This is a genomic window from Chryseobacterium cucumeris, assembly GCF_001593385.1.
Classification (GTDB): domain Bacteria; phylum Bacteroidota; class Bacteroidia; order Flavobacteriales; family Weeksellaceae; genus Chryseobacterium; species Chryseobacterium cucumeris.
Window position 1 is genome coordinate 104,753 of the sequence record NZ_LUVZ01000012.1, and the last position, 14,023, is coordinate 118,775.

Genomic DNA, 14,023 nt, shown 5'->3' on the forward strand with positions numbered 1-14,023 from the left:
AGGATTGTGGATAAAAAAACGGAAATTGGGGTTAAATTCTTATGACCAGACGTTTTCCGCTTTCTATTTCAGCGTTCCATATGGTTTCGATATCTTTAATATCAACTTCGTGAGTTTCCATTTTAATTTCCCCTTCAACTGCTGCCTGAAACATTTCCGGGATAATTTCCGAAAAAAGTAGCGCTGATTCTTCTTTTGTCCAGCTTCCCAATCCTGATCCTGAAATCTGAATATCAGTTCCTCTGAGGATCTGAGAAGACAGCTGAATGGTATCCCCGCTCATTCCTCCTATCGTTACAAGCTTTGTCTTATGGGAAAAGGTTCCGTCTCCTTTGAAAGCAGACAAAATCATTTCTACAGAATGACCCCAGACATAATCTATGATAATATCTATCGGTGTTTCCTGATGAATTTCTTTTATTTTTTGTTTAAAATCATTGTCCTCCAATTTTAGAGAAACGATCTCATCAGCACCCAGTTCAAGTAAAGACTGCAAAGATTCTTCATTTCTTCCGGTAACAATAATTTTCTGTGCTCTATATAATCTGGCGATCTGGACAGCCATTCTGCCTGTAATTCCTGTTGCTCCATTAATCAGTACAGTATTTCCAGGCTGTATTCCTGCTTTGAACTTTAATGCCATTGCTGAGCCCATAACGGCGTTGGGCAATGCTGCAGCCAGAGAAAAATCAAGTCCTTCAGGAATTGGAATGATCATCTTTTTATCTGCTACAGCTTTTTCGGATACAGTCCCTTTTTTGCTGAAAAAATAGACTTTACTTCCGTTTTCCAGATATCCTACGCCGTCTGTTCCGATAACCGCTGGCTGGTGTTTCTGATTTTCTGTTGAATAATGATTTCCACCTGCTCTGGCTCTGTCGAGATTTTTAATTGATGCGGCTTTTACTGAAATCAAAATTTCATTTTCCTGTACTTCAGGCTCCTGGAAATCTGCATATTGAGGAATGCTTCCTTTTGCAAATACTACGGCTGCTTTCATTCTTTTAATTTTTATACAAAATTAGGAGTGTAGAAGGCTGTGAAGCGATAACATTTGTTATCAGTTTGGAAAAGGGAGCTGGAAGCGGGAGGTTGGGACTTTATAAAGCCGGTAACAGAGTTAACAAACGCAGCAATCGCTAGGAAACATGATATTGTTATTATTATTTGTTCACAAGGACATTTCGTTCAGCAAAGAATAGCTACCCTTGATGAGTGGAACACCTTTGCGAGCATTTTTATTATTCTTCGCGAACATCGCGTTTAAAATTTAAACAGGACAAATACAAAGTAATGCGGTGTCTTTTTAAATATCCAGCTTCTGGCTTCCATCTTCCATCCTCTTAAAGTCCTTCTTTCAATATTTTGCTTTTGATTCTGCTGAGATGTACAGTAGTAATGCCAAGATAGGAAGCAATATAATGCTGGGGAACTCTTTTGATGATCTCAGGTTTTTGTTTAACTAAATTCAGATATCGCTGCTGCGGAGTATCCTTAATGAATGAAAAGAAATGTTTCATATAATCGAATACCCTTTCGAAAAGAGCATCCATAAAAAGATTTCTAAGCTCCGGATTTTCGTAAACTTCTTCCAGAAAAGCTTCCACATCAGGTTTATTAATTTTGTATAAAATACAGGGTTCTATGGTCTCAAATGAAACCATGCTTGGTAAACCTTTTTTAAAGCTTTCAAGAGAGGAAAACATTGTGTTCTCAGGGAAAAACTGAAAGGTAACATCTTTTCCGTCATTATTATACCAGGCTCTTACCATCCCTTTTTCAAGATAATAGGCATTGCAGGAAACTTCACCTTCTTTTAAAAGCAAAGTCTTGGCAGGAACATTCATACGCTGGAAGCTGCCCAGAAATTTTCTCCACTTTTCTTTAGGGAAAGGAAATCTGTTTTTAATATGTTCAAACATTTCTGGTATAAAAAAAGAACGGACTGTTTGTCCGCTCTTCATATATTTTTAGATTAAACTCTTGATTTTAGCAATGATATCATCTCCCAACTGATCTGCCTCTTCCTGAGATTTAGCTTCAGTATAAATTCTGATGATTGGTTCTGTATTGGATTTTCTAAGGTGAACCCAGTTGTTTTCAAAGTCTATTTTAACACCATCTACTATAGAGACTTCTTCATTCTGATATTCCTGTTCCATTTTGCTTAAGATCGCATCTACATCAATCTCCGGCGTAAGTTCTATTTTCTTTTTACCCATGAAATAGCTTGGATATCCTGCTCTTAATTCAGAAACGGTCTTGTTTTCTTTAGCTAAATGTGTTAGGAATAAAGCGACTCCTACTAAAGAATCTCTTCCGTAATGCAATTCAGGATAAATAATTCCTCCGTTTCCTTCTCCTCCGATCACCGCATTTTTCTCCTTCATCAAAGTAACAACGTTTACTTCTCCTACAGCACTTGCAAAGTATTCTGAATTGTGGCTTTGTGCCACATCTCTCAATGCACGGCTTGAAGAAAGGTTGGAGATTGCTACTCCATTTTTATTTTTCAACAGGTAATCTGCAACGGCTACCAGGGTGTATTCTTCCCCGAACATTTCTCCTTTTTCATCAATAAGGGCTAATCTGTCTACATCCGGATCTACCACCACTCCTAAGTCTGCATTTTCTTTTTTCACAAGGTCACAGATATCTCCCAAATGTTCTTTCAACGGTTCAGGATTGTGTGGGAAGTGTCCCGTAGGTTCACAATATAATTTGATGGTTTCACAACCTAATTTATCTAAAAGCATTGGAATAGCAATTCCTCCTGTAGAGTTTACAGCATCAAGAACTACTTTAAAATTCTTTGCTTTGATTGCTTCCACGTCTACCATCGGTAAATCCAGGATCTGCTGAATATGGATATCAAAAGCATCGTCTCTTGTTTCATATTTTCCAAGATCGTCTACTTCTGCATAGTTGAAATCTTCGCTTTCTGCCAAAGCCAGTACTTCAGCTCCGTTTTCACCACTGATGAATTCTCCTTTTTCGTTTAATAATTTAAGGGCATTCCATTGTTTTGGATTATGAGAAGCAGTAAGGATGATTCCACCGTCTGCATTCAGCTCAGGCACCATTACTTCAACAGTCGGGGTTGTAGAAAGACCCAGATCTACCACATTAATTCCTAATCCCTGCAATGTAGCTGTAACTAAAGAGGAAACCATCTGGCCAGAAATTCTGGCATCTCTTCCGATGATAAGGGTAAGATCTTTTTTGTTTTTATTATTTTGAAGCCAGGTTCCGAAAGCGGATGCGAATTTTACAACATCCAGCGGTGTTAAGTTATCATTTACTCTTCCACCAATGGTTCCGCGAATTCCGGAAATAGATTTTATTAATGACATGATGTTTTTGCTTTTATTTTGTTCTTTCTGAATTTTTCCAACGCAAAGATACTTAAAAGACCCTTCAACTTATAGAACGGGAATCTTTTTTTGGACTTTATCGTAGGTATTTTTCACAACTTTCGGTGGTGCAAAACGATACCCAATATATAACAGTCCATAAAGGTTATTATTTTCAACTGCTTCTCCGTTTTTCTGATACGTATAAGCCCTAAAGTTCATCCTTCCTCCAAAAAGAAAGCGGTCTGAATTATATCCCACGTGAAGACCTCCTTCCATTCTCAGGGTTACAAACTGTTCGTTTTCTTTCTGCTCATTGTTCTCCTGGGAGCCTGAAAACTGTCCTCCAAGTCCTACAGAAAGGTAGGGAGCAACATTCACTTTATCTCTTATAATCCAATTATAAAAGTATCCCATATTGGCCCCTATTTTATACTGAACTTCCTTGTTTTTCACTTCATTTATTGTATTGGTGAAAAAGCTGACATCATAATCCAGATAAGGAATCCAGCTTCCGCTGCTTTTTTTCTGCCATTCACTGTGAGTATATACACTTTTGGCTGAGAAGTTTTTATTGAACACATACGATGTTGTTCCTCCAAAACTCACCACTTTTAAGTCTGGAAACTGTAAATAAGCATCTGCTTCCTGCCAGTCCGGAACAAAATCTTTCATATTTTCCACGTAAAACCCTTTTACTTTTTTATAATAAAAAGTCTGGATAAATCTTTTTGGAAAAAACCTGAAGCTCAGATCTGTATAAGAACTTTTCCCTTTCAGATCATCCTCATTATTTCCCGGGATAAATTTTGGGGAAAAAGAGAGGGTTGCACTAATGGCACGGTAGTCAATAGATACGGACGTTCTTGTTTTGTTATTGATGGACAGTTCCATTTTATCATTTCCTCGCTGGGAAAGAATATACTTTTCAAGATTGGTATCCAGATTAAGGCGGATCATCACCTGATCTCTATACGATTTTACTAGTGTTGTATCTGTCTGACACCTAGCGTAAAAAATGCATGAGAACAACAAGAGAACTGAAATTGTGTTTTTTAGAGTCAAAATAATTAATATTTTCAAAGGATGAAAATACTATTATTTTTTTATTTCTATTAAACCTTGTTTAAGAACAGCCGCAATCTTTATCACAGTTGGTTCTTTTGGAGCTGAATTTCTTAGGAGCGAAATTTTTTTTAAGTACTTTAAATAAAGAGTAACAAGCAAATGCTACAATTAATACAATAAGTACGTACTGAATGATTAATGATGAGTCCATTACTTTAAAATCTGATATACTATCATCGACACAAAATATGCCAAACCTGTCATCATGACTACCTGAAAGCCAGTCCATTTCCAGCTTTTGGTTTCTCTGTAGACTACTGCAAGTGTAGAAACACACTGCATTGCAAATGCATAAAAAAGAAGCACCGAAATTCCGGTTGCAAAACTGAAGACTTTTTCACCGTTTGGTTTTACATCTCTTCTCATTTTATCAATAACTTTCACTTCCGGAGCATCATCTTCCAGGCTATAGAGCGTAGACATTGTTCCCACAAAGACTTCCCTTGCCACGAAGCTTGTAAGGATTCCTACTCCCATTTTCCAGTCGTAACCAAGAGGAGCAATTACAGGTTCTATTCCTTTACCCATCTTAGCAAGGTAAGAATGGTCCAAGTGAACATCTGCAGCTACAAATTCATTTGTTTTCTGGCTTGGCCCGAAATAGCTTAAAAACCAGATAATGATACTTACGATGAAAATTATTTTCCCGGCTCCGGTAATGAAGTCCCATACTTTTCCTAAAACCATTTTAAAGTCATATCCGAAAAGTGGTTTTTTATAGGCTGGAAGATCCATTACGAGATACGTTTTTCCTTTACTTTTAATAAATCTTTTAAGGATTGCTGCAGAGAATAAAGCGACTAAAAACCCAAGGAGATACATTCCCATCAGGACCAGTGCTTTGTATTTGATTCCTAAAAATGTTCCTTCTGATATAATCAGTCCGATAATGATGCTGTAAACAGGAAGTCTCGCAGAACATGTCATAAATGGGGTTACCAATATCGTAAGCAATCTTTCTTTTACATTTTCAATATTTCTTGTAGAGATCACCGCCGGGATCGCACAGGCAGTCCCTGACACAAGGGGAACGATACTTTTTCCGTTAAGCCCGAAAGGACGCAGTAATCTGTCCATCAGGAATACTACTCTTGCCATATATCCTGAATCTTCCAATAAATAAAGGAAATACAAGAGAATTCCGATCTGTGGTGCAAAAACCACAATTCCTCCGATTCCGGGAACGATTCCATTTGAAATCAATGAATTAATTGGTCCTTCAGGAAGATGTTCGCTTGTAAATGCGGCCAGCCAGGAGAATGTATCTTCAATCCAGCTCATCGGGTATTCTGCAAGGAAGAAAACACTTTGAAAAATAATCAGCAGAATAGCTAAAAAGACCACATAACCCCAGAATTTATGAACCAAAACTTTATCCAGTTTCTCGGTTAATAATTCTTTGAACTGAGCCTTTTTAAAAATAACATCAGCCAGTATTTTGTCAACATTCTGGTACCTTCTTACAGTTTCCTGAACCTGTAATCTTTTAGGAACCAAACTTTTAGAATCAGGTTCATTGAGCTGTTCCATTACTCCGCCGATTCTTCCAAGATCTGTTCCCAGAGAAAGGCTCATCCATGCTTTATATTCGTTATCGAAACCTTTATGTGCTGCCAGTTTCTGAATAAAGTCTCTGTGTTCGTTTGGTGTTTCAAAAGAAAGTTGATCTGTTTTTACGAATTCATTGTTATAAACAGCTTCCCTTACTTCATCAATCCCGATTTGTTCTTTGGCATTGGTCTGAATAATTTTAATGCCTAATGCTTCGGAAAATTTTTGAATATCGATAGTAATTCCTCTTCTTTCTGCCTGGTCAATCTGATTGACAATCAGAATCATTGGAATGCCAAGGTCCTGAATCTGCTGAAACAACAGCAGCCCTCTTTTTAAACTTAATGCTTCAAGAATATAAACAACTCCTGCGTAGTTTTTCTGCTCGTCAATAAGATATTTGGAGAAAATGGCCTCATCTTCTGAGCTCGGGTATACACTGTAAGAACCTGGAAGATCTATCACCTCAACTTCTTCATTTTTGTATATGTAGTTTCCCGAATGACTTGCAACGGTAACGCCGGCGTAGTTCCCGGTCTTCTGCTTTTTGTTGCAAAGCGTATTAAAAACCGTTGACTTTCCTACATTAGGATTCCCGACTAAAAGTATCTGTTTTTTCTTGTTTTCCTGCATTAATTCAATTCTTCAACAATGATGTAATCTCCTTCTTCCTCACGAAGAGCAATCCGGCTTTTTTCTGCTCCAAATTCTACATACATTGGCCCGCTGAACGGAGCCTGATACAAAATTCTGAAAATGGTCTCCGGAAGAAGCCCCATTTCAATAATTTTATTGGGCATTTTAAGATGGTCGTTATCATATCCCAATATCTTCCCCATTTTATTTTTAGGGAATCCACTTAATTTATGTAATCCTTTCTCTTTCAAAGCCTAATTTTTAGTCCTGCAAATATACGCTATTTAAATTTAATCTAAATAACGTTTTGAGATAAAAGAAATAAGCCCAGACACATCGTTGTATCTGGGCTTATTTATATCTTATTAAGATTATCCTTCTGCTCCAAGCTGAAAACAATGAACAGGAGGCCCCGCAATTACAGGACCAACAGCAAGTTCAATAGCACATTTTTCTTCTGTAGTCAATTCCTTTTCCCTCTCTTTTGCAGTTGTGGATAATGTAATAGGTTTTTGTAGTTGATCTGTTTTTTCAATAGTCTTCTTAGTGACTAAAACAGTTTCTGTTGCCTTTTGGGGCTCCGTATTTTTATTTGGAGATTCATTTTTAGCAAATAGCAATGCAGATGTTGTCAGCAGAACTGCGACAATAGATTTTTTCATGGTATAATTTTTAAATTAGTTTTAGCAAACATATGAGAATAAAAAATAAAATCAAATTTTTTCAGAGAATTTTTTAAAATTTCTGCTGGTCAAACGTAGAATTTACCTGATAAAAAGAAATCAACCCAAACACATTGCTGTATCTGGGTTGATTCAAAATATAATTTAGTTGATATGAAGTCTTACTTTTTCTTCTTGTCAGAAGGCTGTTCTTTTTCTATGGGATTATCATTGGACCCGAAGAAATCTTTCACCTGCTTTTCCAGCCTTTTCATGAAATCTCCTACAGTTCCGTCTGTTCCCGGCATGGGTCTGCTCATATTCTCTGCAGTCATATATGGACGGGATTCTGCAAAAGGATCTGCTTTGTATCCTTCATAAGATTTAAGAAACTTTTCTTTTGATGTAGGTGTTACTGTATTGCTCATCATTCCCATCTTAGCATTGATCTTATCGGCATATGATAATTCATCATAATTTTCGATCTTTTTATTTCCGCTCAATTGCCATGAATAGTTTTTATCAGCGTCTTCGATTTTTACAATCAGACCAGGAAGTCCTTTAAATTTGTAAGGTCCATCCTGAAAAGGGATATCCGAACTGAACCATGCAGTCCATGTTCTTCCTCCAAATTCAGTAGTTGCTTTCTGAGCATTGTACGCGCCTATTTTTTGTTTATCTGGTAGAATACTCCATTGCAGCTTCGGATCGTCTTCATATGAGAACAGATTTCTGCTGATTCTGTCTACATACTGTACTTTCATGTCAGGATAAGTCTTAATAATTTTATATGAAAATTTCGGCCACCTAATCAACTTGGTCATATCCTTAAAAGATTTGGTTTTCTCCATTTCTTCTATCTGAACTTTAATGATAGAATCCTGAGCCGGCATTGTATAATCCTGGTAGATTGATTTCTTTGGGGTTATATCAAGAATAGTAATAATCTTATCCATTCTCGCCGAATCTTTTTTCGGCTTAAAAGTCAGTTCATAAAAGAAACGGTTGGCTGTTTCTTTTGACTCCTGAGCTCCTGCAAATGCAAAAAGAGCAATAAGAAATACTGAGAATAACTTTTTCATTGTAACAAGTTTTATATAATTAGTAATCACTTGTCTTCTTTTGTTACAGTTTTTCTGAAATTTTATTTTTCGGTAAAAAATATTCACCTGTTTCAAATCTTTACTAATTAAAAAATTATGATTCTCTTAAAACAGTTTCATATTTAAAACGCTTACCTTTAAGTTTCTAAAAAACAAAATATTATGGATACCTTATCTCAATTAAAATCCGAACTGGAGGGAGAGTTCCAAACCACAAAAAAATTTATTGAACTATTCCCTGAAGGAAAAAACGATTATGCTCCGCATGAAAAAAGCATGAAAATGATGCCTCTTGCTACCCATCTGGTAGAAGTTTTTGAATGGCCGAACACTATTTTAAAAACTTCGGAACTGGATTTTGCCAAGGGAGATTATAAACCTACCATTCTTTCTACTAGAGATGAACTCATGAAAAAACTGGAAGATGATTACCAGTCTGCAAAAACAGCATTGGAAAACAGTACAGAAAACGATCTGAATCCCAGCTGGACGATTAAAAATGATGGGCACGAACTGGCAAGCTGGAGCAAGTACGGAGCCATCCGGCATGCTTTAAACCAGATTACGCATCACAGGGCTCAACTGGGAGTGTATTACAGACTAAACAATATTCCTTTGCCGGGAAGCTATGGGCCTTCAGCAGACCAGCAAAGCTTTTAATTTCAGTATATCTCAATAAAAAACCAATCCGTATGGATTGGTTTTTTTTTATTTAAAGTTGAATTTTACACTTAGCATCACCTGACTTGGGCGGAGTTGCATACTTGTTTGTGTGATATTCGTATTATCAATATCGATTCTTTCAAACACTCTCTTATTTGCTATATTCATCCATTTTAATTCAAAATCAATTTTCTTTTTAGCCCATGAGAACTGATATGAAACATCAAAGAAACCATTATTATACTTTATGTCTGCAGATTTTGAATTGATCTGATCCCAATAAAACCCTATGGTATGGTTTTCTAATGGATAGAAAAATACGTTAAGATTGTGGCTGTATCCTTCTGACTTTCCTTTATTATCTGTAAGGAAAATATTAGATGTCTTATTCCATGTTTTAGATGCGTTAAAATCTACACTCATCCATGAGAAATAAGTATTGTTAAATTTAATTCCTAGCGTATTTCCATTTGTTTTATTATCAATATTATCAGTATTTCTGATGGATTGAGATTTAGAAATGGTATTGTTATAACTTAATGAAGCATTGGTTTTAAATTTTGGAAAATACTTTCCTATTTCTGCATAATAGGTATTGCTGGTCCTTTTATTTTCTTTCTCCAAGTATTCTGTTACTCTGAAGCCTGATTCACTAACGATACTTGAAGCAATAAGGTTATTTTTTGCATCACTTATTCTATATCCAACGTTAAAGAAAAGGTTATTTAACGGATTTCTGTACTCCAATCTTGTTCCTGCATTTTTAGTAGTAGTCTGAGGGATCGGATTTTTAGGGTTCATCACATTAAATCCTCCTGGACTTGTGAGAATATATCCTGCATAAGCTGTCTGAATATCTCCGAAGTTATTACTAATTCCTCCATTCAAACTCGCTTTGAAGAAGGAAGCAAATGAATATTGAGCAAAAACATTAGGAGTAAAAGTTACTTTACTTAATGATTTGGAAACATTTCTAAATGCATCTTCAGCCTTAATATTATTGAAGTTTACAGGGAAACTTGAAAATAAACTCCATGACTCAGATTTATAATTGATTCCTACGGAAGCCGATGGATTAACTCTCGTAAATTTCAGATCATTTTCATAAGTTAAATTTGCAAAATCCGGTTTATTATCTACAGTACTTCCATCAAAATTTGTTGTCAAATTATCAGTTGAAAAATCAAGTCCTACCTGTGGTGTGAATGTCCATCCTTTTGAAGTGAAACTGATATTTGCAGAATGTGATGTATCTAAAGATTTAATCCTGAAATATTGCAAAGCAGTACTGCCTGGTGTGAATTTTATGGTTGTAAAATCAGTACTTCCAGGTTCTTTATATGGAAACTGTAAATAATTGGCAGGAGAAATTTCTAAAATCTGTTTATCATTCTGATAGCTCAGATAGGATTTGAAATTCACCATTTTTTCTTTCCATGGAATAATTGTACTTAAGGAGTTCTGGAAAGATGTTGTAGGTGATTCCAATGCTTCGTTTCCTATCCTGTAACCCTGCTTATCATTTCTTTCTGCAAAAGCCCTATCTGCATTCCAGAATTGAGAGAATGTTGTTGTATTTTTAAAGAATCCTTTTTTTGCATTTTTTGTAAAAATCAGTTCTCCTTTTAATTTGTCTGTATAGAAATTGTTCAGGAACCTTGTTGTATATTGTGTACCCTGCTGGATATCTCTAGTAACACTATTAGACTCTCTTTCCACCGCATTATTGGTATAGTTGGCATTGGCTTTAAGCTCCCATTCTTTCTTTTTATCAATATTGGTAAGATAATTTGCTGACAGATAATGAACACTGTTCATCAAATATCTTTTTACAGGAAGATCAGGTACGGATGCATTCTCTACACTTAGCCAATTATTTTGCGAGATGTTACTTCTTCTTCCTTCCCATGAGCTTCCAAAAGCCAGAATATTTCCTTCATTTTCCACCTGCTCACCCATGTTATTGGTTTTATAATTGACAACCCATTGGCTTTTCTGCCCGAAAAACATAGGCGTCAGTTTTACATTCCAAAGCCACGGATCTCCAAATCCGGTTCCTACTTCTCCTCTTCCAGTCATGGTGACAGAGTTTTTCAGTTTGATATTGATGGCTGCCTGATCTGAAGGGACTTTATCCTGAAGGATTTTTACCGGCTGGTGGTTCTCCAGAACTTCTACTTTCTGTACAGCATCTTTAGGAAGGGAATTGTTGATGGTTCCATAACCTCCTTCCATAAGGTCTTTTCCGTTGACGTAGAATTTATTGATGGCATTTCCCTGATAAAGAATTGTTCCGTCCTTGTTTACTTCAATTCCCGGAATCTTTTTCATTACATCAGCAAGGGTTCTGTCGTTTTTACTATTGAAAGCCTTAAGATCGTAAGAGATGGTGTCGCCTCTTGCGGTGATCATTTTGGTTTTCAGCTGTACTTCTTTAATTTCTGTAGCTTCAGACTGCATTTTAAAGTTCAGAGTCTGATCGCTGTTATTAATTTGCTTCGTAAGAGGTTTCTGATTGAATGCTTTCACTTTTAAATCCACATTGGATTCAGCGGATGTAAAAGTTACTTTATATTCTCCTTTGGAATTCGTAATGGCATAAGCAAGAATAGCATCTTTACCGGGCTCTTCTATCGTTACACTGGCGCTTGGTATTGCTACCCCGTCATCATCCGTGATCTTTCCTGAGATCGTTTTCTGTGCGAAAGTAAGCACCGTAAAGAAAAGCATCAGAAATAAGGAAATATTTTTTTTCATACTTATTATTTGCTCAATTAGTTAATGGATATTGTTTTTTGTTACACTTTTTATAAAGATGAATTTTATAGATAAAAGTTAAACCATTATCACTACAAACATAGTGATAATTTTTAAGCTTTTGATTTTCTTTGAAAAAAGAAATCTTTTTAAGCAGATTCACAATCTGTTTATCCGCTTTTGCGAATATTTAATTTATCATAAAATGATGTTTGGCATAAAAAATTTGCAAAAGAAGTGGATGATTTATTTTTTGATTTATGTAACATAATCTGAATAGATTTTGTCTTATTGATTAGATAAAAGAACAATTTTAAGCAGAAGCTAAGAAATCAATAATCTTACTTATTCTAAATAGGAAAATCTGATTTGAATCATAGATTAAAAAAAAATTAAACACTGGTACATCAATATATATTTAATAATTTTGTAACATAAAATTTATAAAATGGGAATTATTTTAAAGCCTATAGATGTTGTAGATGACATTTCGAAAGAAGAATTCTACGAAAAATATCTGAAGCCAAGAAGGCCCGTTGTCATCAAAAATATGGCAAAAAAATGGCCTGCTTACCAAAAATGGACGATGGAATATATGAAGGAGGTTGTAGGAGATGTGGAGGTCCCGCTATATGACAGCTCAAAGGCAGACCCTTCTGCTCCCATCAATGCGTCAGCAGCAAAAATGAAGTTTGGAGATTACATAGATCTTATTCAGCGAGAACCTACTGATCTTAGAATTTTCCTATTCGACCCCATAAAATATGCTCCTAAACTTTTGGAAGATTATATTTCTCCTAAAGAATTAATGGGAGGCTTTCTTGATAAATATCCGAATATGTTCTTTGGAGGAAAAGGTTCTGTAACCTTCCTTCACTTCGATATCGATATGGCCCATATTTTCCATACCCATTTCAATGGAAGAAAACATATCCTTCTTTTCGATTATAAATGGAAAGAACGCCTTTATCAGATACCCTATGCTACGTATGCACTTGAGGATTATGATATCGAAAATCCGGATTTCACAAAATTCCCGGCACTGGATGGTGTAGAAGGTATTGAATGCTATCTTGAGCATGGTGATACTTTATTTATGCCTACAGGATGGTGGCACTGGATGAAATATCTGGACGGAAGTTTCTCAATTTCCTTAAGAGCATGGGACAAATCATGGGCAGTAAAAGCACATTCTCTATGGAATCTTACCGTACAGCGTAAATTTGACGACATTATGAAGTCGAACTTTAAAAAGAGCTATATGGACTGGAAAGAGAAAATGGCAATTAAAAGAGCAGAAATGGCCTTGAAGAGAGGCTTACCAAAATAAAAAAAGACGTTTCAATTGAAACGTCTTTTTTTATTTTATTATAAATGTTATTTCTTAATCATTTTATAGCCTTTTTCAGTCTCTTTATCTTTGACCTTCACTATATAATTCCCTGCTGCAAGTTCACTTACATTTACAGTTCCGTTTTCTGTATCCATCGTTTCTTTTTTCACTAGCTTTCCGTTAAGATCATAGATGCTAATTTCAGAGATCTTAGTTTTATTTTTGATGTGTAAAACATCTTGTGCCGGGTTTGGGTAGATGGATGCACGGCTCTTATCCGCTTTTGCATCAGAAACCGATAAACTGTTTGTTGAAATCTGGAAATCGTCTATCCCTATAAACCAAACATCTTCTGTAGTGGAATGAAAAGCAATATAAATTGTTTGTCCTACAAAAGGAGTCAGGTCGTACGTATACTGATTCCACGAAGTAGGAGGTTTTACTGCTGCTGCGAGCGTGTTGGTAAGGCCTGCAATAGTAGGAGTTGTGGTTGATACTTTTATATCCACCGTCTCAGCAAGTCCTGCCCCTCTGTTTCTTGCCCAGAAAGTAAGCTTATCAGATACTCCTGCAGTGACCACTATAGCAGGGCTTATGGCATAATCATCATGGGAAGTACTGCCGTATTCCAATCCAAGGAAGTGGGTCCCAGAATGAGGAGCGTTGAATGAAGAGTCATAAGAACTAAAGGTTTCCCAGGTTCCAGGATCTCCACCATTAATTATTGTCCAGTCAGCAGGCATTGTTGCCGAATCAAAACTTTGAGAATATTGCGCCAGTAAACCTATTGGTATAAAGCACAGCAATGTTACGAATTGATAAATTTGTTTCATAGTG

The 14,023-nt window shown here is 36.1% G+C and carries 12 protein-coding genes; 2 read left to right on the plus strand and 10 right to left on the minus strand.

Translation table 11 applies throughout. The features are described from left to right. Nucleotides 1-31 precede the first annotated feature (31 nt). The 8 genes from A1704_RS09345 to A1704_RS09380 form a co-directional block, all read right to left on the minus strand. Nucleotides 32-1,000 (minus strand): quinone oxidoreductase family protein, encoded by a 969-nt coding sequence (locus A1704_RS09345; protein ID WP_062672739.1) that lies wholly within the window; start codon nucleotides 998-1,000, stop codon nucleotides 32-34. Nucleotides 1,001-1,343: 343 nt separating this feature from the next. After that, nucleotides 1,344-1,964, minus strand: coding sequence for a Crp/Fnr family transcriptional regulator (locus tag A1704_RS09350; RefSeq protein WP_228432366.1), 621 nt, complete (start codon nucleotides 1,962-1,964; stop codon nucleotides 1,344-1,346). A gap of 6 nt (nucleotides 1,965-1,970) precedes the next feature. Continuing rightward, entirely contained in the window at nucleotides 1,971-3,353 is a 1,383-nt protein-coding gene (gene glmM / locus A1704_RS09355) for a phosphoglucosamine mutase (RefSeq protein WP_062672741.1), read from the minus strand. 69 nt (nucleotides 3,354-3,422) lie between these two features. Next, a complete protein-coding gene (locus A1704_RS09360; protein WP_317041196.1) occupies nucleotides 3,423-4,436 on the minus strand; it encodes a DUF4421 family protein in 1,014 nt (337 codons plus the stop codon). Nucleotides 4,437-4,631: 195 nt separating this feature from the next. Then, a complete protein-coding gene (feoB, locus tag A1704_RS09365; RefSeq protein ID WP_062672744.1) occupies nucleotides 4,632-6,665 on the minus strand; it encodes a ferrous iron transport protein B in 2,034 nt (677 codons plus the stop codon). Continuing rightward, the gene (locus tag A1704_RS09370) at nucleotides 6,665-6,919 is read right to left on the minus strand and encodes a FeoA family protein (protein WP_082798751.1); all 255 of its coding nucleotides are present in this window, start codon (nucleotides 6,917-6,919) and stop codon (nucleotides 6,665-6,667) included. The genes feoB and A1704_RS09370 overlap by 1 nt, the downstream gene beginning before the upstream one ends. 120 nt (nucleotides 6,920-7,039) lie before the next feature. Then, nucleotides 7,040-7,330: a hypothetical protein gene (locus tag A1704_RS09375; protein WP_062672746.1), complete on the minus strand. Its 291-nt coding sequence runs from the start codon at nucleotides 7,328-7,330 to the stop codon at nucleotides 7,040-7,042. A gap of 182 nt (nucleotides 7,331-7,512) precedes the next feature. Continuing rightward, nucleotides 7,513-8,412, minus strand: coding sequence for a GLPGLI family protein (locus A1704_RS09380; protein ID WP_062673748.1), 900 nt, complete (start codon nucleotides 8,410-8,412; stop codon nucleotides 7,513-7,515). Between the two features lie 183 nt (nucleotides 8,413-8,595). On the opposite strand from A1704_RS09380, the gene A1704_RS09385 reads away from it, so the two are divergent. Further along, entirely contained in the window at nucleotides 8,596-9,093 is a 498-nt protein-coding gene (locus A1704_RS09385) for a DinB family protein (RefSeq protein WP_062672748.1), read from the plus strand. A 48-nt stretch (nucleotides 9,094-9,141) separates the two neighbouring features. On the opposite strand, the gene A1704_RS09390 is transcribed toward A1704_RS09385, so the two are convergent. Further along, on the minus strand, nucleotides 9,142-11,853 hold the full coding sequence (locus tag A1704_RS09390; RefSeq protein ID WP_062672750.1) for a TonB-dependent receptor: 2,712 nt from the start codon (nucleotides 11,851-11,853) through the stop codon (nucleotides 9,142-9,144). 448 nt (nucleotides 11,854-12,301) lie between these two features. Here A1704_RS09390 and A1704_RS09395 point away from each other — a divergent pair, with 448 nt between their 5' ends. Then, complete coding sequence (locus A1704_RS09395) at nucleotides 12,302-13,183, plus strand: cupin-like domain-containing protein (protein WP_062672752.1); 882 nt, start codon at nucleotides 12,302-12,304, stop codon at nucleotides 13,181-13,183. 47 nt (nucleotides 13,184-13,230) lie between these two features. On the opposite strand, the gene A1704_RS09400 is transcribed toward A1704_RS09395, so the two are convergent. Beyond that, nucleotides 13,231-14,019 (minus strand): T9SS-dependent choice-of-anchor J family protein, encoded by a 789-nt coding sequence (locus tag A1704_RS09400; protein WP_082798752.1) that lies wholly within the window; start codon nucleotides 14,017-14,019, stop codon nucleotides 13,231-13,233. Nucleotides 14,020-14,023: the final 4 nt, after the last annotated feature.